This window comes from Candidatus Mycobacterium wuenschmannii, from assembly GCF_030252325.1.
Classification (GTDB): Bacteria; Actinomycetota; Actinomycetes; order Mycobacteriales; family Mycobacteriaceae; genus Mycobacterium; species Mycobacterium wuenschmannii.
The window spans coordinates 3,073,122-3,095,594 of the sequence record NZ_CP126981.1 but is presented as its reverse complement, the minus strand read 5'-3'; the positions used below and the strand labels follow the sequence as shown (position 1 = coordinate 3,095,594).

Genomic DNA, 22,473 nt, shown 5'->3' with positions numbered 1-22,473 from the left:
CTGTCCAGTACCGTACCGAACGGATGAATTCGCTACGTCAGTAGCTGAAGTCCTTGATCCCGTCCCACTCGACCAATGTCCAGCCCAGCACCGGGCTGCCGGTGATCACCACGCGGCCGAGGTTGGGCAGCGGATGGCTGGTCGCGAGGCTGTCCTTGGGGTTCTTCACGTTCATCAGCGTCCAGTACATGATCGACTCGGCGTGCGCGAACGCCACCGGCCTGCTGTTGCCGCTGTCGTAGATCTTCTGCACCGCCGCGCTGAACTGGTCGTTGAACTCAACACCGCTGATCGAGCCGGGGACCGCGTCCTTGACGTCGCCCTTCAACCACAGCGACGGGGCGATCAGGTAAGTGAGGTCGGCCCGCTTGGATGGGGAGTTGTTGTAGCGGCCCGCATCGATTTCCCGTAAGCCAGGCAGGATTTCGACGTGCTTGCCCAACGCGTGGGCCAGCGGTTCCGCCGTCTCCGAGGTGCGGACCATGTTGGACGCGTAGACGCCGTCGAAGTTGTTGCGCGACAGCTGATGCGCGAGTTGCTCGGCCTGCCCCTTGCCGTCCGCGGTGAGTCCCGGGCCGGGAACGTCGGTGTTGATGACGTGCTCGGCGTTGCTGGTCGACTCGGCGTGCCGGATGAACGTCAGCGTGATGCTGCGCACCTTCGGCGAACTCGAGCAGGCGGCGACGGTGATCACGGCGGCGAGGACGGCAGCCACCTTCCAGGCGACAGTGCGATTGCGCATGCGGACAGCCTGCCTTGCCGGGGCCCTCGGCGGGGCACGTTTGCCAGGGTTGGCTGAATAAATCACACCGGTGGGCGGGTGATGAAATGGCGTTGCCAAATCAATGAGACCCGGCCGACCGAAGAGGAGACCCGCATGGCGATCGACCCGAATGCCGTCGGCGCGACCACCGAGCCCCAGTTGTTCGAGTGGACCGACCGCGACACCCTGCTCTACGCGCTCGGGGTGGGGGCCGGTCTCGACGATCTCAAATTCACCACCGAGAACAGCCACGACATCGACCAGCAGGTGCTGCCGACGTACGCGGTGATCTGCTGCCCGGCATTCGGGGCGGCCGGCAAGGTCGGGTCGTTCAACTGGGCGATGCTGCTGCACGGTTCGCAGGGCATCCGGGCATGCGCCGCTGCCACCCGCGGGCAACTTTCGGTGACCACCGAGGTGGCCGACATCCAGGACAAGGGGAGGGCAAGAACGCGATCCTGATGCTGCGCGGTCGCGGCACCGATCCCGACACCGGCGCGCTGGTCGCCGAGACGCTGACCACGCTGGTGATCCGCGGCGAGGGCGGGTTCGGCGGACAGCCGGGCGAGCGTCCCGTCGCGCCGGAGGTGCCCGACCGCGAGCCCGACGCCCGGGTCGCGCTGCCCACCCGCAAGGACCAGCCGCTGATCTACCGGCTCTCCGGCGACCGCAATCCGCTGCACAGCGACCCGTGGTTCGCCAAGGAGCTGGCCGGCTTTCCCGAGCCGATCATGCACGGACTATGCACCTACGGGTTCTCCGGTCGCGCGCTGATCGCCGAGCTCGGCAAGGGCAACGCCGACGCGATCACCGCGATCGACGCCCGGTTCACCAAGCCCGTGTTTCCCGGCGAGACGCTGACGACGCTGATCTGGCGCACCGAGCCCGGCAGGGCGGTGTTCCGCACCGAAGCGGCCGGGCCCGACGGCAGCAATGCCCGACTGGTGCTCGAAGACGGCGCGGTGGAATACACCGAGGTTTAGCCCGGTCGTCCAGCGTAACGACAAACTAACTAGCTGATCAATCTGCTGCCGCGGGTGCGATGCAGGTAGCCTCCGGACCATGACTGTGACCGAGATCCCTCTGACCGGCCTCGACGGCGGTGCCCTGTCGCTGGCCGACTACAACGACCGTGCCGTCCTGGTCGTCAACGTGGCGTCCAAATGCGGCCTGACACCGCAGTACGCGGCACTGGAACAGTTGGCGCGCGACTACGGCGAGCGCGGACTGACCGTTCTCGGGGTCCCATGCAACCAGTTCATGGGGCAGGAACCCGGCACCGCTGAGGAGATTCAGACCTTCTGCTCCACCACCTATGGGGTGACGTTCCCGTTGCTGGAGAAGACCGAGGTCAACGGCCCGGATCGGCATCCGCTCTACGCCGAGCTGACCAAGACGCCCGATGCCGCCGGCGAGGCGGGCGATGTGCAGTGGAATTTCGAGAAGTTCCTGATCGCCCCGGGTGGGCAGGTGGTCAATCGATTTCGGCCGCAGACCGTCCCCGACGCGCCGGAGGTCATCGCCGCCGTCGAGGCCGCTTTGCCGAATTAGCTGGTAGCCGGGGCGAACTGACGCCTGCTGTCCGCGTGTACGTCACTATCTGGACACCTGAGATGGTCACCATTGACGTGTGTCTGGGAAGTTGATCGTCTCGGTATCCGGGATCCGCGACCGCACGCTGGACGACGTTGCCGAGTTCTGCGAGAAGATGGACGCCCGCTCGGTGCCGGTGTCACTGCTGGTCGCGCCGCGCCTCAAGGGCGGCTACCGACTGGACCGCGACCCGACGACCGTCGAGTGGCTGACCGACCGCCGCGCCTCCGGCGCCGCCGTCCTGCTCAACGGATACGACGACGCCGCCACCAAGAAGCGCCGCGGCGAATTCGCGACGCTGCCCGCGCACGAGGCCAACCTTCGGCTGATGGCCGCCGACCGGGTGCTCGAACACCTCGGCCTGCGCACCCGGCTCTTCGCGGCGCCGCGCTGGACCGCATCGCCCGGAACCGTGACAGCATTGCCGCGCAACGGATTCCGGCTACTTGCCGACCTGCATGAGATCACCGACCTGGTTCGGCGGTCCACCGTGCGGGCACGGGTGCTGGGCATCGGCGAGGGTTCCTGTCCGAGCCGTGGTGGTGCCGGATGCTGGTGCTCTCGGCCGAGCGGGTGGCACGCCGCGACGGCGTCGTCCGGGTTGCGGTGGCGGCCAGCCATCTGCGCAAGCCGGGGCCGTTGCAGGCGATGCTGGACGCGGTTGATATTGCCCGGCTGCAGGGCTGCGAAGCCACCGTGTACCAGTGGCGGGCGGATCAGGCGATTCTCGACGCGGCCTGACCATTCCGGTCGCTACTGTGTAGCGCCATGAGCGATACCCAAGCTGATGTCGTCGTCGTCGGGGCGGGCCTGGCCGGCCTGGTAGCGGCCTGCGAGGTGGCGGAGCGTGGCAAGCGGGTATTGATCGTCGACCAGGAGAACAGCGCCAACCTGGGTGGGCAGGCATTCTGGTCGTTCGGCGGCCTGTTCTTCGTCGACAGTCCCGAACAGCGTCGGCTCGGCGTCCGCGACAGTCACGAACTCGCCCTGCAGGACTGGCTCGGCACCGCGGCGTTCGATCGGCAGGAGGACTACTGGCCCAGGCAATGGGCGCACGCCTACGTGGATTTCGCGGCCGGGGAGAAGCGCAGCTGGCTGCGCGACCGCGGGCTGAAGATCTTCCCGTTGGTCGGTTGGGCCGAGCGCGGCGGCTACGGCGCTCAGGGACACGGCAATTCGGTGCCGCGATTCCACATCACCTGGGGCACCGGGCCGGGGATTGTCGAGATCTTCGCGCGCCGGCTGGTCGACAACCCGCACGTGCAGTTCGCCTACCGGCACCAGGTCGATGAGTTGATCGTCGAGGGTGGGGCGGTGGTCGGAGTTCGGGGCAGCGTGCTGGAACCGTCGTCCGAGCCGCGTGGCGTCACCTCGTCGCGAAATTCGATCGGCGAGTTCGAGTTTCGTGCCCAAGCGGTGATCGTCACCAGCGGCGGCATCGGCGGCAACCACGACATGGTGCGGGCGAACTGGCCCACCCGAATGGGCCGCGTTCCGGAGAAGATGCTCGCCGGGGTGCCCGCGCACGTCGACGGCCGGATGATCGCGATCGCCGAGAAGACCGGTGCGCGGGTGATCAACCGGGATCGCATGTGGCACTACACCGAAGGCATCACCAACTACGACCCGATCTGGCCGATGCACGGCATCCGGATCATTCCGGGCCCTTCGTCGCTGTGGCTGGACGGCAACGGCAAGCGGTTGCCGGTTCCGCTGTATCCCGGCTTCGACACGCTGGGAACGCTGGAGTACATCGCGAAGTCGGGCCACGACTACACCTGGTTTGTGTTGAACAGCAAGATCATTGGCAAAGAGTTCGGACTTTCAGGACAGGAGCAGAATCCCGACCTGACCAGTCGCAGCGTGCGGCAGCTACTCGCGTCACGGGCCGGGTCGGGTGCGCCGGGTCCGGTACGGGCCTTCGTCGACCGGGGCGTCGACTTCGTCACCGGAAACTCGTTGCGCGAGTTGGTGTCCGCGATGAACACGCTGCCCGACGTAACGCCGCTGGACTACGCGACGGTCGCCGACGAGGTCACCGCCCGCGATCGGGAAGTGGTCAACAAATTCACCAAGGACGGTCAGGTCACGGCGATTCGCGCAGCCCGCGAGTTCCTCGGCGACAAGCTGGGCCGGGTCGTCGCGCCGCATCCCATCCTCGACCCCAAGGCCGGGCCGCTGGTCGCGGTCAAGTTGCACATCCTGACCCGAAAGACGTTGGGCGGCTTGGAGACCGACCTCGATTCGCGGGCACTCGGTGCCGACGGCACGCCACTGGACGGGCTGTATGCCGCCGGCGAGGTGGCCGGCTTCGGTGGGGGCGGTGTGCACGGCTATCGGGCGCTGGAGGGCACCTTCCTCGGCGGCTGCATCTTTTCCGGGCGCGCGGCGGGCCGCGGCGCGGCCAACGACATCGGCTGAGTTCGCCGAGGATCTAGAAGGTGACGCCGGTTTCTTCGGGCAGCACCTGGAAGTCGGTGTCGGTCATTTCGGTGAGCCGGCCGTAGTAGATGCCGCGCGCTTCCGGCGCGACGACCGCCTGGTGGATCGGCACCGCGCGGGCCGGCGCTACCGCCCGCAGATAGTCGACCGCCTCGGAGATCTTCATCCAGGGCGCGGCGGCCGGAGTGGCCAGCACATCGATCGGCTCGTCGGGCACGAACAGCGCATCGCCGGGATGCATAAAGCTGCCGGCGTGCTGGCCGTCATCGATGACATACGAAATGTTGTCTATCACAGGAATTTCCGGGTGGATGACGGCGTGCTTGCCGCCGAGCGCGCGGATCGTCAATTGGCCGACCGACAGCGCATCACCGACGTGTACAACCTGGCACGGCACCGAAAGTTGCCCGGTGGTCTGCGGATCGGCGTACAGCGCGGCATCCGGATTGCCGTCCAGCAGCGCCGGCAACCGCGCCTCGTCCACGTGGTCGGGGTGCTGGTGGGTGATCACGATCGCGGACAGGCCGGTGATGCCCTCGAACCCGTGCGAGAAGTTGCCCGGATCAAACAAAACCTTCGTGTGGCCGAAATCCGCAAGAACGCAGGAATGACCGAAATGCGTGAGTTGCATGTCTACGATTGTGCGCTCATGGGGTGCAGGGGCATGCGCCTAGTCTTGGCGACGGCGCTGATCGCGGGAGGCCTGCTGGTCACCTGCGTGGTGGCGCCGGCCGCGCGCGCCGATCCGGAGACCTGCCCGCCCACCTGCGATCAGATTCCGGCCACCGCCTGGATCCCGCGGGAGGCGATACCGCTCAGCGCGACCTACCGCTGGCCGTCGCCGGCCGCCTCGGCGGTGGTGATGACCGGCGGTGCTACGCCCCGATTCCGGTTCGAGGAAGCGTGCGCCACGCCGCCGTTCCCGCAGGACACCCGCAACTCCGCCGTCGCCGCGCGGGCATCGGTCGACAAGCCCGTGGGCCAATGGCAGCTACGGGCCGAGATCATGCATTGGCGGGGCGACACCGCACACGGCGGTCCGGTCGCGAGGTCGGTGTTCGACCTCGTCGCGCCGTCGCTGCGCGCCTGCCAGCTGGGCGCGCCCGCGGAGTCGCCGTCGGTAACCGTGGACGAGCCCAACCGACTTGCCGCGGTGATCAGCGGGCCGACCATCCTGCACACCTACTTCGTCGCGCACCCGGAGAGCAGCACGATCAGCGAGCTCACGCTGTGGGGGGCCGACCCGGTGCAGCCGCCCTGGCCGATCATTTCGGACGCCCAAGTGCTGGACGCCATGACGGGTTCGGTCTGCGCGGCATACGTCGGCTCCTGCTAGAGCGCCGGCCGGGAGCCCGACCGGTACAGTTGGCGCCGAGCAGCCAAGACAGTAGTGAGGAGTGCGGGTGGCCCGGGTGGTTGTGCACGTAATGCCCAAGGGCGAGATTCTCGACCCGCAGGGCCAGGCGATCGTCGGTGCGCTGGGCCGGCTCGGCCACGGCGGCATCTCGGATGTCCGACAGGGCAAGCGGTTTGAGCTCGAGGTAGACGACAGCGTCGACGACGCGGCGTTGGCCGAGATCGCCGAGTCGCTTCTGGCCAACACGGTGATCGAAGACTGGACCGTCAGCCGAGAGCCGCAGTGACGCCCCGCATCGGCGTCATCACCTTCCCCGGGACGCTGGACGATGTCGACGCCGCGCGCGCGCGCGGCTCGCCGGCGCCGAGGCCGTCAGTCTGTGGCACGCGGACGCCGACCTGAAGGGCGTCGACGCCGTGGTGGTGCCCGGTGGGTTCTCCTACGGCGACTACCTGCGCTGCGGCGCCATCGCGAAGTTCGCCCCGGTGATGGGCGAGGTGGTCGCCGCCGCGGGGCGTGGATTGCCGGTTCTGGGTATCTGCAACGGTTTTCAGGTGCTTTGCGAGGCAGGTCTGCTGCCCGGGGCGCTGACCCGAAACCTCGGCCTGCACTTCGTCTGCCGTGACGTCTGGCTGCGGGTGGAATCGACGTCGACGGCCTGGACGTCGCGTTACGAGCAGGGCGCGGACCTGCTGATCCCGTTGAAGTCCGGCGAGGGCCGGTACGTGGCCTCCGACGCGGTGCTCGACGAGCTGGAAGGCGAGGGCCGGGTGGTCTTCCGCTACCACGACAACGCCAACGGCTCGCTGCGTGGCATCGCGGGTGTCAGCTCGGCCAACGGCCGCGTCGTCGGCCTGATGCCCCACCCCGAGCACGCCACCGAGGCGTTGACGGGGCCGTCCGACGACGGTCTGGGCCTGTTCTACTCGGCGCTCGACGCAGTTCTGACGGCCTAGCGCAGTGCGTGCTCGGCCATCAGGTCGACCGGACTATCTTGCGCGGAAAGTCCAGCGGTGCAACGTAGTTCACCGAATGCCGCACTGAGTGCTTCGGTGGCCTCGTGCGGGTCGTCGAAGGTCTCGTCGTCGGTGAGCACCGCGACGCCGAGCTTGTCGACATAACTCCAGACGGTGATGTTCACCGGGGCACCAGGTGACAGCACCCCCGTCGAGTAGATCTCGCTGACCGGCGCACCCGCGAAGTGGCCGCGTTCGCGCGGCCCGGGCACGCTGGACACCGCCACGTTCATCATCTTGTTCGGCGCATCGCGCCGGCCGAGCCAGCGGAACGCCGCGGGGGCAATCGCCGTCGGTAGGTAACCCATCAACTGTCCGTACAGCTTCGGGCCGAGGATCTCATGGTCCTCCTTGGCGATCTTGGTGGCCAGCGCGACGAGCTGGGCCCGTTCGGCCGGATCGGCGACATGCACGGGCAGTGAAATCGACAGCCCGCTGATCTCGTTGCCGGTGACGCGGTCCGATTTGTCGGTGGCCGTGGGGACCGACGCGATGATCGGCCGGTCGGCTTTGCCGTCGTAGTGCAGCAACAGCCGGCGCAGCGCACCCGCAGCCGTCGCGAGCACCACGTCGTTGACGGTGATACCGAGTGCCTTCGAGGTGGCCTTGACGTCGGCCAGGCGCAGCGCCGTGGTGGCGAACCGGCGCTGCGGTGACACCACGTGGTTGAGGAACGTCGGCGGGGCATCGAAGGCGTCGGCGAGGTCGGGATGATCTCCGCGCTCTTTCGTGCGCCGGCGCACCCGGGTGAAGCCTTTCGCCGCATCGCCGACCAGACCGGGAAGATCGGTGATTTGCCGGATGTGATCGCGCCCGGCGGCGACCAGCAGACCTGCCGTCGTCGGGCTGACGCCCGCCTCATCGTTGTCGCGTTCGTCGGTCGGCGCGCCCCTGAGGTCCATCGCGCGGGCGAGCAGGTTCACCGAGGCGACGCCGTCGGCGAGGGCGTGATGGATCTTCCCGATGAGCGCGAACCGTCCGCCCGCCAATCCCTCGGCGATGTGGAACTCCCACAACGGGCGGCTGCGATCCAGCGGCGTCGACGCCACCTCCCCGATGATCGCGTCGAGTTCGCGGCGACCGCCGGGCGCGGGCACCTGGACCCGGTGCAGGTGGTAGTCGAGGTCGACGTCGCAGTTCTCCAGCCACATCGGGTGGTGTAACCGCCATGGGATGTCAACGAGCTTGTAGCGCAACGGTTCCAGGAGATGCAGCCGCCGCAGCAGATGGTGCCGGAACGCCTCGAAGCTGAATTCCGTGTCGGCGGCCTCAGGGTCGACGATCGCCACCTTGAGCGTGTGGGTGTGCAGGTTGGGCGTCTCGCTGTAGAGCAGCATGGCGTCCATGCCGTTGAGTCGTTTCATCGGCCCACCTCCGTGCGCTCATGCAAGCACTTCGGAGCTGGCGAAACCGCGAAATGGCGCATTCAGCCCAGGATCGGGAAGCGGCGCTGCTTGGCCAACCGGTCCAGCGCGGCTTGCATCACCGAACGGACGTACTCGTCGACCGTGTCGACGTCGGGGTCCTTCCCGAAGCGCTTGGTGATGTCGATCGGTTCGAGCACCTCGGTGACCACCTTCGACGGCAATGGCAGGTTCGGCGGAAAGATCATGCTCAGCCCGAACGGGAAGCCGACGCTGATCGGCAGAATGTCCATGCGCGCCTTGGTGATTCCCAGTTTCTTGGCCAGCCAGTGGCCGCGGGTCAGGAACAGCTGGGTCTCCTGGGCGCCGATCGAGACCGTCGGCACGATCGGAACGCCGGCCTCTATCGCGGTACGCACGTAGCCGGTGCGACCGTTGAAGTCGATGGTGTTGGCGAACGTCGGCCGGTAGGAGTCGTAGTCCCCGCCGGGGAACACCAACACCACGGCGCCGGAATGCAGTGCTGTGGAGGCATTTTCGCGACTGGCCTCGATGACGCCCAGTCGTCGTAGGATGCCGTCCAACGGTCCCATGAAGATGCCGTAATGGCCGAGTGTGTAGACGGGACGGTCGTAGCCGAACTTCTTGTAGAACGCCGGCGAAAAGATGAACACGTCCGGCGTGAGCATCCCGCCGGAGTGGTTGGACACCACCAGTGCCCCGCCGGTGGCCGGAACGTTTTCGATGTTGCGCACCTCGGCGCGGTGATACTGCTTGATCACCGGGCCGACGGTGTTGGCGACCTGCTTGGTGAACTCGGGATCCCACTTAGCCGTCTCGCGGTTCTCCGCGTTGCTGCCCGCCATGCTGGAGCCCTCGAATCGTCGTCGATCGTCGTCGTGAGCATGATACTCTCCATTTTTGAGAACGTCATATCCGCTGCGTAGGCAAGGGAAAATGACCGAAAAGGTACTGGTCACGGGTGGATTCGGCCTAGTCGGGTCGCAGACCGTGCGCCGACTGGCCGCGGACGGGCATCGAGTGGTCGTCACCGACCTCGGTACCCCGGATCAGCGCACCGCGGCGGCGTTGTTGCCGTCCGGGGTGACCACTCGGTGGGCCGACCTCACCAAGCCCGACGAGGTCGATTGCCTGCTCGCCGAGGAGTCGCCGACGGCGATCGTCCACCTCGCCGCGCTAATCATCCCGGCGATTTTCCGCAACCGCGAACTGGGTCGACGTGTCAACGTCGACGCTACCGCCGCGCTCGTGCGCGCCGCGCAGTCGCATCCACGACCGCCGCGCTTCATCCTGGCCTCGAGTAACGCCGTGTACGGGTCGCGCAACCCGCATCGCCATCCCGAGCGGCTGACCGCCGATTCCCCGGTGCGTGCGTCGGATCTCTACGGCGCCCACAAGATCGAGGCCGAAAATCTAGTACGCGCTTCGAATTTGGAGTGGGTGATCCTGCGACTCGGCGGGGTGATGAGCGTCGTACCGGGCGCGATCCCGTTCAGCCGGGACGCACTGTACTTCGAGAGCACGCTGCCGACCGACGGCCGGATCCACACCGTCGACGTCCGCGACGTGGCGACGGCTTTCGCCGCGGCGACCACGGCTGACGTTGTCGGCGAGACGCTGTTGATTGCGGGCGACGACTCGCATCTGCTCCGGCAACGGGACGTCGGGCCGGCGTTGGCGGCGGCGCGCGGGCTCTCGAACGTGCTGCCGGTCGGTAGACCGGGCGACCCGGACAGCGAGGATGACTGGTTCGTAACGGACTGGTTGGACACCACGCGCGCGCAACAGGCGCTGTCGTTCCAACACCATTCATGGCCAGCGATGCTGGCCGAGATGCGCGCGACCACCGGGTGGCGGCGCTACCCGATCGCGTTGATCGCACCGCTGGCCCGGGCGTTTCTCAAACGCCAGGCCGCGTATCGCGATACGCCGGGCCGCTACGCCGACCCGTGGGGCGCGATGCGTGCGCGACTCGGCGACCCCAGGCCGGAATAGCCGGACGCTTCAAGGCTGCGTATCTCGGTAGGCCTCGAGAAGCCTCAGCCACACCTCGCTGATCGTGGGAAAACACGGCACGGCGTGCCACAGTCGGTTGATCGGCACTTGGCCGGCGACGGCGATGGTTGCGGAGTGCAGGAGTTCCGAGACACCGGGACCGACGAACGTCACGCCGAGCAGGTACTTGTGATCGGCATCCACCACCATCCGAGCCCGGCCGGTGTACCCGTCCGCGTAAAGTTTCGCGCCCATAACGACATCGCCGATGTCGACGTCGACGATGTGCACGCGGTAACCAGCCCGTTCCGCTTCATCGCCTGACAGGCCGACCGCCGCCGCCTCGGGGTCGGTGAAGAAGACCTGCGGCACCGCATGGCGGTCTGCCGTGGCGGCGTGCGCACCCCACGGCGCATCGTCCACTGCCTGTCCAGTCGCGCGTGCCGCGATCGCCGCGCCGGCGATTCGTGCTTGGTACTTGCCTTCGTGCGTCAAAAGGGCGCGGTGGTTGGCGTCGCCCGCCGCGTACAGCCAGCCGTCGTCGATCGCGGCGACGCGACAGGTGTCGTCGACGTCGAGCCAGCTGCCGGGCGTGAGTCCCACTGTCTCCAAGCCGATGTCGTCACTCAGTGGAGCGCGGCCGGTCGCGAACAGCACTTCGTCGACCTCGAGAGTGTCGCCGTCACTCAGCTCCAGCGTCAGTGAACCGTCTGGGCGTGCGCGGCGCAGGCCGACCACCGAAACGTTCGTCCGCACATCGACCCCGCGGTCTTGCAAGCCGTCTGCCACCAACTCTCCGACGAATGGTTCCAAGCGGGAAAGCAGGACTGGTCCGCGGGCGAGCAGAGTGACCGAAGCGCCGAGACCTTGCCACGCGGTTGCGAGTTCGACGCCGACTCCGCCCGCGCCGACCACGGCAAGGCGATCGGGTACCGCACTGCTGTCGGTGCCGCTGCGATTGGTCCACGGTCGAGCCTCGGCGATACCCGGCAGATCGGGCAGCACCGCACGGCTTCCAGTGCAGATCACGACGGCGTGACGCGCGAGGAGCGTCACCCGATCGGCTTCCGTGGTCGTCACCGCTACCCGGCGAGGCCCGGCCAGGCGTCCGTGGCCTCGGAAAAGGGTCGCACCGATGTTCGCCACCCATGCGGCTTGGCCGGTATCGTCCCAGTTGCTCACATATCGGTCGCGGCGGCCGAAGACGCCGGACACGTCGACCGACCCGGCAATGGCTTCGCGGGCGCCGTCTATACGACCCGCGTCGGCTAGCGCGATAACCGGGCGTAGTAGGGCCTTGCTGGGGACGCACCCCCAATAGGAACACTCACCGCCCACCAATTCACGCTCGATGACCGCGACGCTGAGACCAGCGGAGCGAGCTCGCTCCGCTGCGCTCTGGCCGACCGGGCCCGCTCCGAGCACGATGACGTCGTAGGTGTCCTGGTCTGCAACCATGTCGCCCCTCCGTTGGATTCCGGGCCAGCATAGTGCGATTCCAGCTAAGTGGGTCATACGACCCATAAATCAGGCTATGTCGATCTGCGGCTGATAGCCCGCGCTCAGAACCGCGACGTTCGATGCCGGAGTGATCACGGTCACCGAATCCGTTGCCGGCTCCGCTAGTCGATGGCCGTACGTATAGGTATCGGCATTGAAGACCGTCAGGTGATCCTGGATGACGACGGCCGGACCGTCATCGGTTTCGACAAAAGTTCCTTCAGGCAACGATCGCCACAGCGCCTTTTGTGATGGTCCCGTACGCTCGCAGTGCAGGACGACGTCCATCTCCTTGGCGTAAGGCATTGCGCCACCGTGGCTTTGCTGCCAGGCGTGCCGGTAGGTGTGGTAAGCGCCGCGACGGCATTCGGCACAGGGCCGGTGGCCGGCCGCCAGAGCGACGGCCTCATCGAGAAAGAACAACTGGGTGTAGTGCGTCGGGTCCCACTGCCGCGTGTAGCGGCCGCGGAATTCGAGCAGGCAGGTGATCCAGGCTCTACTCCGGTGGTTACGCACGACATCGCGGGTGCCGGCGCCCTCGTGCAATCTTCCCCGGTTTCCCATCCATCGACCGCGGCCAGGGGCGGCAATGATGTTGCCGCGCGGCGAGACTCGGTTGCGGGCCGGCGTCACGCGGCACCCTCCAGGTCGAGAAGCACCCGCTTGGCGACCGGGCCGCCGCGGTAGTTGCCCAGGCGGCCATCCGAGCGAACGACCCGATGGCAGGGCACCACGACCGGGATGGGATTAGTCGCGCAGGTCGTCCCGACGGCACGAACCGCTCTGGGAGAACCCGAGAGTCGGGCCAACGTGCCGTAGCTCGCCGTGCTGCCGTAGTGGATGTCGTGCGCCAAGTGTTCGAGGACCACCCGGCGAAAACCCTTGGAGAGCTGCCAATCCAGCGGTACGTCGAAGGTGTGCCGACGTCCGTCGAAGTACTCGTCGAGTTGCCGGGCAACGACGTCGAGTCGTCCGGGAGCATACAGCAGGCGGGAGCTGATCCGGTCGGACAGGTTTTGTAGCACGGAGTCGTGGCCTTCGTTGCTGAAGGCGACGCGCACCAGCCCGGCCGGGGTCGCGGCGATCAACAGCGCACCGACCGGTGAATCGACTGTGCGGTAGGCGATGTCGAGAAGGTCGTCACGCGCGGCTGCGGTCGCGAGTTTGATGCGTAACCGGGCAAGGTCGCCGTCGCCGACCGGGTAGTGCGAGGCCAGGTCGATGTCATTCATGGTCAGACTCCAAAGGGTAAGTGCGCCGCAGCGCCGCGATGCCGTCCGCGGCGGCACGGCGGGCAGCCGCGGGTGTGCCGCCGAGGATCGTGGCGATCTCGGCGTAGGGCAGTCCAGCCAGGTAGTGGTAGGCCACCGCCTGGCGTTGTTTCGGCGGCAGCGCCGCGACGGCTTCGGTGAGGTCCGTGTGGTCGTCACCGGCGTGCTTAGGCCGGTCCGGTGTCTCGGGCACCGGGGTGGCGCGTCGTGCGGTGGCGCGCGCAATGTCGATCGCCTTGCGGTGGGCAATGGTGACCAGCCACGCTTCGACGTTCGCGTCGGCGGGCAGGTCGGGGTAGGCCTTCAACGCCGCCAGGAACGTCTCCGACCACGCGTCGTCGGCGTCGGCAACGCACAGCACCGCGTGCACTACGCGCAGCACCGTGGCGCCGTGGGCCGTAACGACGCTCTCGAACGGCGGTTTCACCGTCGCACTACCAAAGTGCCTGCGGTGCAACGGGAATAGCCTTCTCCAGCTCGAGCAGGTATTGCTTGCGGTCCAGGCCGCCGGCATAACCGGTGAGCTTGCCGGTGGACCCGACGACTCGATGGCAGGGGATGAAGATCGACAGCGGGTTGTGGCCGACGAAGCCGCCGATGGCCCGCGGGCTGATGCCGTCGCCGATGCCGCGGGCCAGCGCGCCGTAGGTGGTGGTCTGACCGTATGGAATCTGGGTCAGCAGTTGCCACAACGTGCGGGCCCGTTTGCTGCCGAGGGGATTGAGCGGCAGGTCGAAGTCGTGGCGCTCGCCCGCGAAATACTCGGCCAACTGATTGACCGCCTCGTCGAAGCCGTCGTCCTCAGTCGTGGCGACGCGTGGCCCAAAACCGTTCTGATCCGGGTTGGTCCAGTGCCCGGGGTAGTAGAGCCCGGTGACGCCCTCATCGTCTCGCACCAGCGTCAGTGCTCCGATGGGCGAGTCGACGACGGTGTGACGCGTAGTGGACATGATGACCTCCGGTAGTTGTTGTCTATCAGGTAGACGACTGGCACGCCCGCAATGTGAGGTCGCTATCGGCCGAGTTGGGCGGCCAGCGCGCGCAGGTCGGTGACGACGATCGTCGGGCGCGGCAGGCCCGCGACCGGCAGTTCCGCGTTACCCGGGCGGGTGATCAATGCGCCGCCGAACCCGGCGGACTGGGCGCCGATGGTGTCCCACACGTGGGCGGCGACCATCATGCATTCGGCCGGATCGACGCCGAGCTGCTCACTGACGTAGCGATATCCCGCCGGAGCGGGTTTGAAAGAGCGTACTTCGTCGATACTGAATTGCCGCTCGAACAAATGACTCAGCCCAGCGTGTTCCAACGGGGTGGGCCCGTCCAGGTTGGGCGGCGAGTTGGACAGTGTAACCAGTCGCAAACCGCTGTCTCGCAACACTTCCAAGCTGTCTTTGGCATCGGGGTGCGCGGGCATGGTGAGCAGCAAGTGCTTGAGTGTCAGCGCATCGTCATCGGTCACGTGCACGCCGGCAGTGGTTGCAAGCATCCGCAACACGGCCTGGCCGAGAGTGAAGAAGTCGACGTAACGGCCCGACAACGTCGCCGACATCGAATACATGACCAATTGGCCGAACCAGATCCTCATCGCCGAGGAGTCACCGAAAAGGCGCTCGAAGAACGGCGCCATCGACTCGATGTCGATCAGCGTCTCGTTGACGTCGAACACCAGGACGGACGGCGCGGGGGTCATGGTGCCATCATTCGGTTCTCATTCGATGACGACAACCATCTTTCCGCCGGCCCCGCCTGACTCCATCGTGCGGTGCGCTTCGTGGATTTCATCGAAGGTGAAGACGCGCGACGGCGCAGCCTCCAACTGTCCCGAAGCCACCTGCGCGGCAATGTCCTGCAGCGGCACGTCGGACAACGGGAACCCCGGGTTACCGAAGACGAAGCTGCCAAAGAACGACCAGTTGACACCGCTGGCCATCCGCAATAGCGGATTGAAGTCAGCGATCGGATCGAGTCCGCCGAGCCAGCCGGCCAGACAGGCGGTGCCGTCGCGGCGCAGCATGTCCAGCGAGTCCAGGATGGTGCTGTTGCCCACGAGATCGAGTACCGCGTCGATCTGTTTGGCCTCCGCGATTCCCGAGGCTAACGTTCGCGACTCCACCTCGACCCGGGTAGCTCCGAGTTCCTCGAGCAGCGCGAAACGACTTTGGCTGCGAGCGGTCGCGATGACACGCGCGCCCGCGGCAACTGCCATCTTCACCGCCGCCTGCCCGAATGACGATGTTGCGCCGCGGATTACCAGAGTCTGACCGGCGGACAGCTTGAGATTGCGGAACAGGCATGTCCAGGCGGTGGCGTACGTCTCTGGCAGTGCCGCAAGTTGTGACCACGGCAATTCGGACTCGATGAGGGCGACATTCGCCGCGCGAACCCTGGTGTATTCGGCATAGCTGCCATTGATGGTCCGGCCGAGACCGCCCATCAGGGCCGCGACTTTGGCCCCGATGGGGAACTCGCCGCCGGGGCACGAATCGACGACGCCGACGCATTCGATCCCACTGACTTCCGCTGCTTCGGCCCATTCGCCGCGACGCATGTGGAGTTCGGCGTGGTTGATGCCGAAACCGCGGACTTCGATGACGACTTCACCGTGCCTGGGTGCCGGCTTCGGTATCTCGGAGTACACCAGGCGATCGAGTCCGCCGAACCCATTGAGGATGATCGCCCGCATCGTCTCCCCGCCCGAGGCTTCCCGTACCACCGCGGGTGCCGGCGGCGTGTTGGTGGAGTCGGTAACTGTCACAGCGCGATCCTTCACAAATAATGGGTTATATAGCCCATTATTATGAGCGCGGCCATCCAGGGTGTCCAGTCTCAGATGGCATTGGACACGCCGAACAGAACTCCCGGCTGCCGGGAGTCCGTCGAGTCGACGCCGAAAACACTGTGCGCAGGCACTATTCGCGTGCCTCGCGCCGAGTCTTCGACGCTCGCGCGGACCGGGGTGCGACCGCATACGATTCGACGTACGCGAGCGCAGCGCCGACGGCCGCTCGGAGCGGCGCCGCCTCACCCAAGACGTGCGTGAGCATCGCCCCGCCCTGGTGCGAGGCGACGAGCGATGCCGCCAGATGGCGTGGATCTGCCTCTGGGTGGAGGTCTCCCCGTCGCCGCATCGCGCCAAGTCCGGCTTCGAACAATTCGAGCCATTCGTCATAGCCGACGGCGAGATCACCCCGGACCTCGTCGTCGGAGTCGATCAACTCCCCGGCCAGCGACCCGTATACGCATCCGCCTTTCCGGTAGACCGTGTCCACTTCATCGAAGCAAGCCGCGGCCCATGCTTGGAGGTCTGCAAGAGTCGCCAACCCACCTAGCTTCGGCTGGGTATGGAACGCGACCACGTCGGCGCGCCTGGCCGCGACGACATGCCGGACGAGGTCTCGCTTGTCGCGGAAGTAATGCGATATCTGTGACCCGCTCACGCCTGCGGCGGTGCGCACATCTTCGACACTGGTGTTGGGCGCGCCGCGCTCGAACATCAACGCGGCGGCGGCGGACACGATGCGTGATTGAGTGGCTAACCCTTTGCGCGTCAATGGAAATGCATCATCAACACCATCGCTGTGTGCGGCTCGGCGACGCCGCCGGCCGGTCCGCGGGCCACGACGCTCGGCCGGCTCGACAGCAAAGAGTCGCAAGTAGTTGACGGCGAATCGAGTGGCTTCGGCGTGCGGCCATTGCGCGCCGTAGGTGAAGCTGAGCGTCCCTCCACCTTGATGTGCGCCGACGATTGCCATTGCAATTTGCCGCGGATTAGCTTGGCTTACAAGAACATTCCGCTTCTTCAACCGCTGTACGGCCGACCGCAACACGTCGATCCAGCTTTGGTACGCGTCCGCCAGCGTCGCGCGGACGGCATCGTCTGATTTGGCCAACTGTGCTGCCAGAGCATGGAATGTCGGTGTGCCGCCCGACGTGCCGATCTGGCGCAGATAGCGCATGTTCAGGTCGATCCAGCGTTCGAAGTCGGCGATCGATCCCAGGTCGTTCAGTGCCGGCTGTCGATGAAAGTCGAGCACGATGTCGCTCTGCCGCCTGATCACGGCACGGATCAGCGCGTTCTTGTCGGTGAAGTAGTGGGAAAGCTGAGAACCACTGACAGCGGCGGTGTTTCGAACTCGCTCCATGCTTGTCGCCGCGAGACCGTCAGCGACGATGAGCTCGGCGGCGGCCTGCACGATGCGGTCCCGGGTGGCCCGGCCTTTAGGGGTGAGACGCGACTCGTCGCTGGCCTTCCGCTGCGCCATCGAGTCAGATTACCTGGGCGGCAAACCTTTAGTCTCGATTGCGATGTCCGTCTCGATCCTGGTATCGCGCAGTGCGGCCAGGGCGCGGCGCTCACTGGCGCGGGCCGCATCGGACAGCGGCTTGTCTTCCGCCTCCGGATCGGCGGTTAGCGGACTGCCCTCAATCCGGGCGATCCCCAGTTCAAGTTTGTTGAGCCGCTTGGGGATCGACGTGCCTTGATATGGCAGCTCCACCGGGTGACAGTCGCGATCGCGCTGCAGCAGCTTGACCGTGAAGATCAGCATCACGCGCGAGCCTGCGGCGAACCTTGCATAGGTATGTCGACCCGCTTCGAGGGTGAACGCCGGTGTACGTCACTCCGTCGATCGGGTTGAAGAACAACGTCAGATAACCACCACTAAGCAGCACCTCGGAGGTGATAGCGATTTTCAATCGGGCGCATCAGGCCGCCTTGGGAAAATAAACACCCCTAACTTCTTAACTAAAATTGCTCATCAGCGGGTAGTCAAGCGAAGTCGAAACGCAGTCGATACGTATGGGAGAAGACATGACTAACGGAGGCGTCGCCACCGTGTGGATGCCGGTGGACGACATGGACCGTGCAGTCCGGTTCTACGGCGACATCCTTGGGCTCACGGTGAAGTCGACCGGAGATGACTGGTCGGAACTAAGCGCCGACGGCCTGACGATCGGGCTGAATGCTCGCGAAGCGACCCACCGGGACGGCACCGGCGGGGCGGTCGTCACCTTCCATCCGGACGGCGACCTGTTCAACGAGGTCGTGCGGCTCACCGAGGCCGGCGTCGAGTTCGTCGACGACGTCGCCTCGCACCCGTGGGGGCGTATCGCCTCGTTCAAGGACTCGGAAGGCAATGACCTCCAGCTCTTCGAGCCACCGCCGGAGTGAGCCTGTTACTCGCTCAGCGCGACCGAGGCCTCGGCGGTGTAGTTCAGGAAAGTCAGGGTCTCCTGTAGGTACAGGTCCACGGTGTCGGCATTGTGTGAGAGATAGCCGATCGACACGTCCGTTCCGAGCTGCAGATCGAAATCTCCACCGCGCGTGGTCAATACGAACGCACCGTCGATAGCGGGCGCCCAGATGATGTCACCGTTCACGAGGCGGTTGATGTGCTCGAGAATCGGATACCCGTGCTCGGTCGTCTCGCTCACCTTGGTGTAGACGTCCGCGGACAGCAGCACCGAATAGGGCCCGTCGACGCCGGCCAGTCGGAGTTCGGACAGCGCCTGGGTGATGATGTCCGGAATGGCGCGCGGATCCTCGGGGAGCTTCAAGGGCGGGTTGCTGCTTCCGGTGCGAATGCCCTCGATCGACGCCGCCGGGTAGCCCTCGAAGATCGCCCGGTCCTCGGCGAAGGCAAGCTTCTTGGCGGCGTCCTTCACCGGGTCCCAGTCGGAGTCCCGCGATCCACGTTCTACGTCGTCGATCTCCGAGCGCGACAGCGAAAACGGAACGCGAAGTCGCACAAGCGGTTTACTCGCCCGCAGGTGGGTGATCACGCCATCGGAGGGTGGCGTGACATCGAGCAGCCGCCCGGTGCTGACCGCGGCGGCCGCCGGTCCGGCCGGATCGCTCACGTCGACGACCCGACGGCCCGCGATGTGACGCTTGAAGGTGCGCCTGGCCTCGACTTCGATTTCGTCCCAGGCTTCTTCGGCGATCGGGGCGAGATCGCGATACAGGTTGTTCATTGCAGGATTCCTTTCAAACTGCCGATCGCCAACGAGCCATCCGCTGATGTCTTGAGTACCGCCGGCGTCGGCGCCGCGGAGATCGGCAGCGGCGGCGGGTCGTCGAGGAAGTCGACGGTGGGGGAGAAGAACAAACCGCCGGTGACGGCGGTGGAGAAGTCGAGGATCCGGTCGGTGTTGCCGGGTGGGTCGCCGAGAAACATGTTGTGCAGCATCCGTTCGGTCACTCGTGGCGTGCGGGAGTAGCCGATGAAATACGTCCCGAACTCACTCTTGCCTAGTTCGCCGAAAGGCATGTTGTGCCGCAGGATTTGGAGCTGGGTGCCGTCGTCGTCGGTAACGACGTTGAGCGCAATGTGTGCGTCGGCCGGCTTCTCGTCGTCGCCGAACTCGATGTCCTCCAACTTGGTCCGGCCGATCACCCGCTCCTGCTGGTTGACCGTGAGCGAATCCCAAGCCGCCATGTCGTGCAGATACTTCTGTACGTGCACGTAGCTCCCGCCGGCGAATTCGGGGTTTTCAGAACCGATTTGGGTGGCCGCCACCGCCGGCGCGTCCTGGGGGTTCTCGGTGCCGTCGACGAAGCCCAGCAGATCGCGGTTGTCGAAGAAGCGGAACCCGTGCACCTCGTCGACCACGGTCACCGCACCCGCCATCGACCGAAGAATGTTGTTGGCCAGCTCGAAGCACACGTCCAACGTCTCGGCCCGGACATGGAACAACAGGTCGCCGGGTGTCGCCGGAGCCTTGTGCCGGGGCCCGTCCAACTCGACGAACGGATGCAGCTCGGCCGGGCGCGGTCCATCGAACAGCCGGTCCCAGGCGTGCGAGCCGATCGAGGCGACCACCGAAAGATTCTTGGCGGGATCACGGAAGCCGGTGGACCGCACCAAACCCGATATACCCGACAGCGCGTCGTGCACGACCTCTTCGCCGCCCTCGTCGACGGTGACCACCAGGAAGATCGCGGCGGGCGTCAGCGGCGCAACGACCTGCTGCGGCTGCGGGGTGGGCACGTCGTCGACCCTATCGGCTCGACTGACCCCGTGATGAAAAGATGGGTCCCATGGCGGCCACCGCACAAGGGCTCTGCGCATTCATCGACGCGTCCCCGTCGCCGTTTCACGTCTGCGACACCGTCGCGGCCCGGTTGCGTGCGGCGGGGTTCGCCGAACTCGCCGAGGGCGATGAGTGGCCGGCGTCGGGCCAATTCTTCACCGTGCGGGCCGGGTCGTTGGTGGCTTGGGACAGCACGGTCGCCGGGGGCAGGCCGTTCCGCGTGATCGGCGGTCACACCGACAGCCCGAACCTGCGGGTCAAACAGCATCCGGATCGCGAGGTCGCGGGCTGGCAGGTGGTGGCGCTGCAGCCCTACGGCGGCGCCTGGCTGAACTCCTGGCTCGACCGCGACCTCGGCATCAGCGGCCGCCTGTCGGTCCGCGACCGCGGCGGCATCATCGACCGTCTGGTCCGCATCGACGACCCGATCCTGCGAGTGCCGCAACTGGCGATCCACCTGGCCGAGGACCGCAAGGCGCTCACCCTGGACCCGCAGCGCCACGTCAACGCCGTGTGGGCGGCGGGATTCGGGACCCGGTCATTTCTCGGCTACGTCTCCGAGCGGGCCGGTGTCGACCCGGGCGATGTGCTCGGTGCCGACCTGATGACCCACGACCTGACGCCCTCGCGGGTGACCGGCGCCGAGAATGACTTCGTCAGCGCCCCGCGGCTGGACAACCAGGCCTCCTGCTATGCCGGGCTCGAGGCCCTCCTCGACGCGGAGTCGACCGAATACCTGCCGGTACTCGCCCTGTTCGACCATGAAGAGGTCGGTTCGACGTCGGACCACGGCGCCGACTCCGAACTGCTGCTGACCACGCTGGAGCGGATCGTGCTGGCCGCCGGCGGTGGTCGCGAGGACTTCCTGCGGCGGGCGTCCGGGTCAATGGTCGCGTCGGCAGATATGGCTCATGCCACGCATCCGAACTACCCCGAGCGGCACGAGCCGGGCCACCTCATCGCGATCAACGGCGGGCCGGTGCTCAAGGTGCACCCCAATCTGCGCTACGCCACCAACGGCCGGACCGCCGCGGCGTTCGCGCTGGCCTGCCGCCAAGCCGGGGTACCGCTGCAGCGCTACGAGCACCGTGCCGATCTGCCGTGTGGTTCGACGATCGGCCCGATGACCGCGGCGCGGACCGGGATTGCAACGGTCGACGTCGGCGCCCCCCAACTCGCGATGCACTCAGCGCGAGAGTTGATGGGCGCCAACGACGTTCCGGCTTATGCGGCAGCGCTGCGCGCGTTCCTGTCGCCGGGCTAGACGAAGACCGGCTCGTAGCGGATCACGTTCTCCACGACGACGCCGTCGCGGGTCCGGACCCGGTCCAGGCCTCTGATCTCGATAGGCCCGTTCGGCCCGGTAGCGTGCCCGACGTAGTGCAGGAAGAACAGTTCCTCACCGTCGGCCGGGCCGGGAGCGGTTGCGCTGTCGACGAGTTGGAGCTTCAGATCCGGCGCGACGGCCAGGATGTCGGCGATCTTCTGCGTGTACGCGGCGTATCCCCGCACCGGCTCGATGTCGCCGGGCCAGTAGCCGACGATGTCCTCGGCCAGGATCTCCATCCCGTGCGACATGCTGGGCGCGGCCCAGAACGCCGCGAACACCTCGGCGCTGAATCGTGCTGTGGGAGCGGCGGTTTGAGTGTCGGTCATGATTCCCTCCAGGTTGTGAATGGTTCGGAGGAAAGTCTGTTCCGTCGCGATGAGGCTGCACAATTACCTCCGCGGTCATCGACGGCACGCTTAGAGTCAGCGGTATGGCACTCAACGTGGAGATGATCACCTTCGACTGCGCGGATCCCGCGCGCCTCGCGCAGTGGTGGGCCGAGCAGTTCGACGGCACGACGCAGGAACTGATACCGGGTGAGTTCATCGCGGTCGCCCGGCCGGACGGGCCGAAGCTGGGCTTTCAGAAGGTCGACGACCCGACACCGGGCAAGAATCGGGTGCACCTCGACTTCGGTGCCGCCGACGTCGACGCCGAAGTGGACCGGTTGAAGTCCGCCGGCGCGACGGAGGTGGACCGGCACAGCATCGGCGACAACTTCCGCTGGGTGGTGCTGAACGACCCGGCCGGCAACGCCTTCTGCATCGCGGGCGCGGGCTAGCCGTC

At 66.4% G+C, this 22,473-nt stretch carries 26 protein-coding genes and 2 pseudogenes; 12 read left to right on the top strand and 16 right to left on the bottom strand.

Going from position 1 to position 22,473, the window contains the following annotated elements; translation table 11 throughout:
• Window positions 1-37: 37 nt before the first annotated feature.
• Window positions 38-742: a histidine phosphatase family protein gene (locus tag PT015_RS14730; protein WP_285185389.1), complete on the bottom strand. Its 705-nt coding sequence runs from the start codon at window positions 740-742 to the stop codon at window positions 38-40.
• Window positions 743-877: 135 nt separating this feature from the next.
• Between PT015_RS14730 and PT015_RS24730 the strand changes: the two genes are divergently transcribed.
• The 5 genes and pseudogenes from PT015_RS24730 (at window position 878) to PT015_RS14710 (ending at window position 4,777) form a co-directional block, all read left to right on the top strand.
• Complete coding sequence (locus PT015_RS24730) at window positions 878-1,225, top strand: MaoC family protein (protein ID WP_390887822.1); 348 nt, start codon at window positions 878-880, stop codon at window positions 1,223-1,225.
• The gene (locus tag PT015_RS24725; protein ID WP_390887821.1) at window positions 1,225-1,746 is read left to right on the top strand and encodes a MaoC family dehydratase; all 522 of its coding nucleotides are present in this window, start codon (window positions 1,225-1,227) and stop codon (window positions 1,744-1,746) included. The genes PT015_RS24730 and PT015_RS24725 overlap by 1 nt, the downstream gene beginning before the upstream one ends.
• Window positions 1,747-1,825: 79 nt before the next feature.
• Window positions 1,826-2,314, top strand: coding sequence for a glutathione peroxidase (locus tag PT015_RS14720; RefSeq protein WP_285185388.1), 489 nt, complete (start codon window positions 1,826-1,828; stop codon window positions 2,312-2,314).
• Between the two features lie 79 nt (window positions 2,315-2,393).
• Window positions 2,394-3,097: pseudogene (locus PT015_RS14715) on the top strand (DUF2334 domain-containing protein).
• 27 nt (window positions 3,098-3,124) lie between these two features.
• The gene (locus PT015_RS14710) at window positions 3,125-4,777 is read left to right on the top strand and encodes an FAD-binding dehydrogenase (protein WP_285185387.1); all 1,653 of its coding nucleotides are present in this window, start codon (window positions 3,125-3,127) and stop codon (window positions 4,775-4,777) included.
• 13 nt (window positions 4,778-4,790) lie between these two features.
• Here the strand turns inward: PT015_RS14710 and PT015_RS14705 are convergent, their stop codons facing one another.
• Window positions 4,791-5,429 carry an MBL fold metallo-hydrolase gene (locus PT015_RS14705; protein WP_285185386.1) on the bottom strand — a complete coding sequence of 213 codons (639 nt, stop codon included), beginning with the start codon at window positions 5,427-5,429 and terminating at the stop codon, window positions 4,791-4,793.
• Between PT015_RS14705 and PT015_RS14700 the strand changes: the two genes are divergently transcribed.
• The 3 genes and pseudogenes from PT015_RS14700 to purQ all read left to right on the top strand — a co-directional run bounded on the left by PT015_RS14700 (window position 5,406) and on the right by purQ (window position 7,111).
• Window positions 5,406-6,134: an ATPase gene (locus PT015_RS14700; protein ID WP_285185385.1), complete on the top strand. Its 729-nt coding sequence runs from the start codon at window positions 5,406-5,408 to the stop codon at window positions 6,132-6,134. The genes PT015_RS14705 and PT015_RS14700 overlap by 24 nt on opposite strands.
• A 67-nt stretch (window positions 6,135-6,201) precedes the next feature.
• A complete protein-coding gene (purS, locus tag PT015_RS14695; RefSeq protein WP_285185384.1) occupies window positions 6,202-6,441 on the top strand; it encodes a phosphoribosylformylglycinamidine synthase subunit PurS in 240 nt (79 codons plus the stop codon).
• Window positions 6,438-7,111 (top strand): annotated as a pseudogene (gene purQ, locus PT015_RS14690) (phosphoribosylformylglycinamidine synthase subunit PurQ). The gene purS and the pseudogene purQ overlap by 4 nt, the downstream one beginning before the upstream one ends.
• Here the strand turns inward: purQ and PT015_RS14685 are convergent.
• Both PT015_RS14685 and PT015_RS14680 read right to left on the bottom strand, forming a co-directional pair.
• The gene (locus PT015_RS14685) at window positions 7,108-8,535 is read right to left on the bottom strand and encodes a WS/DGAT/MGAT family O-acyltransferase (protein WP_285185383.1); all 1,428 of its coding nucleotides are present in this window, start codon (window positions 8,533-8,535) and stop codon (window positions 7,108-7,110) included. The pseudogene purQ and the gene PT015_RS14685 overlap by 4 nt on opposite strands.
• Before the next feature lie 62 nt (window positions 8,536-8,597).
• Complete coding sequence (locus PT015_RS14680) at window positions 8,598-9,401, bottom strand: lysophospholipid acyltransferase family protein (protein ID WP_285185382.1); 804 nt, start codon at window positions 9,399-9,401, stop codon at window positions 8,598-8,600.
• Between the two features lie 91 nt (window positions 9,402-9,492).
• Here PT015_RS14680 and PT015_RS14675 point away from each other — a divergent pair, with 91 nt between their 5' ends.
• Window positions 9,493-10,551 carry an NAD-dependent epimerase/dehydratase family protein gene (locus PT015_RS14675; protein ID WP_285185381.1) on the top strand — a complete coding sequence of 353 codons (1,059 nt, stop codon included), beginning with the start codon at window positions 9,493-9,495 and terminating at the stop codon, window positions 10,549-10,551.
• 9 nt (window positions 10,552-10,560) lie between these two features.
• Here the strand turns inward: PT015_RS14675 and PT015_RS14670 are convergent, their stop codons facing one another.
• From PT015_RS14670 to PT015_RS14630, 9 genes are all read right to left on the bottom strand, one after another.
• The gene (locus tag PT015_RS14670) at window positions 10,561-12,009 is read right to left on the bottom strand and encodes a dihydrolipoyl dehydrogenase family protein (RefSeq protein WP_285185380.1); all 1,449 of its coding nucleotides are present in this window, start codon (window positions 12,007-12,009) and stop codon (window positions 10,561-10,563) included.
• 69 nt (window positions 12,010-12,078) lie between these two features.
• Entirely contained in the window at window positions 12,079-12,684 is a 606-nt protein-coding gene (locus tag PT015_RS14665; RefSeq protein ID WP_285185379.1) for a hypothetical protein, read from the bottom strand.
• Complete coding sequence (locus PT015_RS14660; protein WP_285185378.1) at window positions 12,681-13,283, bottom strand: methylated-DNA--[protein]-cysteine S-methyltransferase; 603 nt, start codon at window positions 13,281-13,283, stop codon at window positions 12,681-12,683. Before PT015_RS14660 ends, PT015_RS14665 begins: the two co-directional genes overlap by 4 nt.
• A complete protein-coding gene (locus tag PT015_RS14655; RefSeq protein WP_285185377.1) occupies window positions 13,276-13,749 on the bottom strand; it encodes an RNA polymerase sigma factor in 474 nt (157 codons plus the stop codon). Before PT015_RS14655 ends, PT015_RS14660 begins: the two co-directional genes overlap by 8 nt.
• A 7-nt stretch (window positions 13,750-13,756) precedes the next feature.
• Window positions 13,757-14,272, bottom strand: a complete 516-nt coding sequence (locus PT015_RS14650; RefSeq protein ID WP_285185376.1) for a methylated-DNA--[protein]-cysteine S-methyltransferase — start codon at window positions 14,270-14,272, stop codon at window positions 13,757-13,759.
• A 62-nt stretch (window positions 14,273-14,334) separates the two neighbouring features.
• A complete protein-coding gene (locus PT015_RS14645) occupies window positions 14,335-15,015 on the bottom strand; it encodes a haloacid dehalogenase type II (RefSeq protein ID WP_285185375.1) in 681 nt (226 codons plus the stop codon).
• Between the two features lie 18 nt (window positions 15,016-15,033).
• On the bottom strand, window positions 15,034-16,080 hold the full coding sequence (locus PT015_RS14640) for a zinc-binding alcohol dehydrogenase family protein (RefSeq protein ID WP_285185374.1): 1,047 nt from the start codon (window positions 16,078-16,080) through the stop codon (window positions 15,034-15,036).
• Between the two features lie 154 nt (window positions 16,081-16,234).
• Window positions 16,235-17,587: a TetR/AcrR family transcriptional regulator gene (locus PT015_RS14635; protein ID WP_285185373.1), complete on the bottom strand. Its 1,353-nt coding sequence runs from the start codon at window positions 17,585-17,587 to the stop codon at window positions 16,235-16,237.
• A 9-nt stretch (window positions 17,588-17,596) separates the two neighbouring features.
• Window positions 17,597-17,872 (bottom strand): hypothetical protein, encoded by a 276-nt coding sequence (locus PT015_RS14630; RefSeq protein ID WP_285185372.1) that lies wholly within the window; start codon window positions 17,870-17,872, stop codon window positions 17,597-17,599.
• Between the two features lie 263 nt (window positions 17,873-18,135).
• Between PT015_RS14630 and PT015_RS14625 the strand changes: the two genes are divergently transcribed.
• Window positions 18,136-18,495: a VOC family protein gene (locus tag PT015_RS14625; RefSeq protein WP_285185371.1), complete on the top strand. Its 360-nt coding sequence runs from the start codon at window positions 18,136-18,138 to the stop codon at window positions 18,493-18,495.
• Between the two features lie 5 nt (window positions 18,496-18,500).
• Here the strand turns inward: PT015_RS14625 and PT015_RS14620 are convergent, their stop codons facing one another.
• Both PT015_RS14620 and PT015_RS14615 read right to left on the bottom strand, forming a co-directional pair.
• Window positions 18,501-19,298: a family 1 encapsulin nanocompartment shell protein gene (locus tag PT015_RS14620; protein WP_285185370.1), complete on the bottom strand. Its 798-nt coding sequence runs from the start codon at window positions 19,296-19,298 to the stop codon at window positions 18,501-18,503.
• Window positions 19,295-20,314 (bottom strand): Dyp-type peroxidase, encoded by a 1,020-nt coding sequence (locus tag PT015_RS14615; protein ID WP_285185369.1) that lies wholly within the window; start codon window positions 20,312-20,314, stop codon window positions 19,295-19,297. The genes PT015_RS14620 and PT015_RS14615 overlap by 4 nt, the downstream gene beginning before the upstream one ends.
• Window positions 20,315-20,364: 50 nt before the next feature.
• Between PT015_RS14615 and PT015_RS14610 the strand changes: the two genes are divergently transcribed.
• Entirely contained in the window at window positions 20,365-21,621 is a 1,257-nt protein-coding gene (locus tag PT015_RS14610) for a M18 family aminopeptidase (RefSeq protein WP_285185368.1), read from the top strand.
• On the opposite strand, the gene PT015_RS14605 is transcribed toward PT015_RS14610, so the two are convergent.
• Complete coding sequence (locus PT015_RS14605; RefSeq protein WP_285185366.1) at window positions 21,618-22,013, bottom strand: nuclear transport factor 2 family protein; 396 nt, start codon at window positions 22,011-22,013, stop codon at window positions 21,618-21,620. The genes PT015_RS14610 and PT015_RS14605 overlap by 4 nt on opposite strands.
• Before the next feature lie 104 nt (window positions 22,014-22,117).
• On the opposite strand from PT015_RS14605, the gene PT015_RS14600 reads away from it, so the two are divergent.
• Window positions 22,118-22,468, top strand: coding sequence for a VOC family protein (locus tag PT015_RS14600; protein ID WP_285185365.1), 351 nt, complete (start codon window positions 22,118-22,120; stop codon window positions 22,466-22,468).
• Window positions 22,469-22,473: the final 5 nt, after the last annotated feature.

Excerpts from the sequence above, each read along its gene's own strand:
- PT015_RS14610 (WP_285185368.1), top strand. The coding sequence starts at position 20,365 with ATGGCGGCCACCGCACAAGGGCTCTGCGCATTCATCGACGCGTCCCCG.
- PT015_RS14645 (WP_285185375.1), bottom strand. The coding sequence starts at position 15,015 with ATGACCCCCGCGCCGTCCGTCCTGGTGTTCGACGTCAACGAGACGCTG.
- PT015_RS14635 (WP_285185373.1), bottom strand. The coding sequence starts at position 17,587 with ATGGCGCAGCGGAAGGCCAGCGACGAGTCGCGTCTCACCCCTAAAGGC.
- PT015_RS14700 (WP_285185385.1), top strand. The coding sequence starts at position 5,406 with ATGACCGAAATGCGTGAGTTGCATGTCTACGATTGTGCGCTCATGGGG.
- PT015_RS14630 (WP_285185372.1), bottom strand. The coding sequence starts at position 17,872 with ATGCTGATCTTCACGGTCAAGCTGCTGCAGCGCGATCGCGACTGTCAC.
- PT015_RS14605 (WP_285185366.1), bottom strand. The coding sequence starts at position 22,013 with ATGACCGACACTCAAACCGCCGCTCCCACAGCACGATTCAGCGCCGAG.
- PT015_RS14680 (WP_285185382.1), bottom strand. The coding sequence starts at position 9,401 with ATGGCGGGCAGCAACGCGGAGAACCGCGAGACGGCTAAGTGGGATCCC.
- PT015_RS14710 (WP_285185387.1), top strand. The coding sequence starts at position 3,125 with ATGAGCGATACCCAAGCTGATGTCGTCGTCGTCGGGGCGGGCCTGGCC.
- PT015_RS24730 (WP_390887822.1), top strand. The coding sequence starts at position 878 with ATGGCGATCGACCCGAATGCCGTCGGCGCGACCACCGAGCCCCAGTTG.
- PT015_RS14685 (WP_285185383.1), bottom strand. The coding sequence starts at position 8,535 with ATGAAACGACTCAACGGCATGGACGCCATGCTGCTCTACAGCGAGACG.
- PT015_RS14650 (WP_285185376.1), bottom strand. The coding sequence starts at position 14,272 with ATGTCCACTACGCGTCACACCGTCGTCGACTCGCCCATCGGAGCACTG.
- PT015_RS14730 (WP_285185389.1), bottom strand. The coding sequence starts at position 742 with ATGCGCAATCGCACTGTCGCCTGGAAGGTGGCTGCCGTCCTCGCCGCC.
- PT015_RS14670 (WP_285185380.1), bottom strand. The coding sequence starts at position 12,009 with ATGGTTGCAGACCAGGACACCTACGACGTCATCGTGCTCGGAGCGGGC.
- PT015_RS14705 (WP_285185386.1), bottom strand. The coding sequence starts at position 5,429 with ATGCAACTCACGCATTTCGGTCATTCCTGCGTTCTTGCGGATTTCGGC.
- PT015_RS14720 (WP_285185388.1), top strand. The coding sequence starts at position 1,826 with ATGACTGTGACCGAGATCCCTCTGACCGGCCTCGACGGCGGTGCCCTG.
- PT015_RS14600 (WP_285185365.1), top strand. The coding sequence starts at position 22,118 with ATGGCACTCAACGTGGAGATGATCACCTTCGACTGCGCGGATCCCGCG.
- PT015_RS14625 (WP_285185371.1), top strand. The coding sequence starts at position 18,136 with ATGACTAACGGAGGCGTCGCCACCGTGTGGATGCCGGTGGACGACATG.
- PT015_RS14660 (WP_285185378.1), bottom strand. The coding sequence starts at position 13,283 with ATGAATGACATCGACCTGGCCTCGCACTACCCGGTCGGCGACGGCGAC.
- PT015_RS14675 (WP_285185381.1), top strand. The coding sequence starts at position 9,493 with ATGACCGAAAAGGTACTGGTCACGGGTGGATTCGGCCTAGTCGGGTCG.
- PT015_RS14620 (WP_285185370.1), bottom strand. The coding sequence starts at position 19,298 with ATGAACAACCTGTATCGCGATCTCGCCCCGATCGCCGAAGAAGCCTGG.
- PT015_RS24725 (WP_390887821.1), top strand. The coding sequence starts at position 1,225 with ATGCTGCGCGGTCGCGGCACCGATCCCGACACCGGCGCGCTGGTCGCC.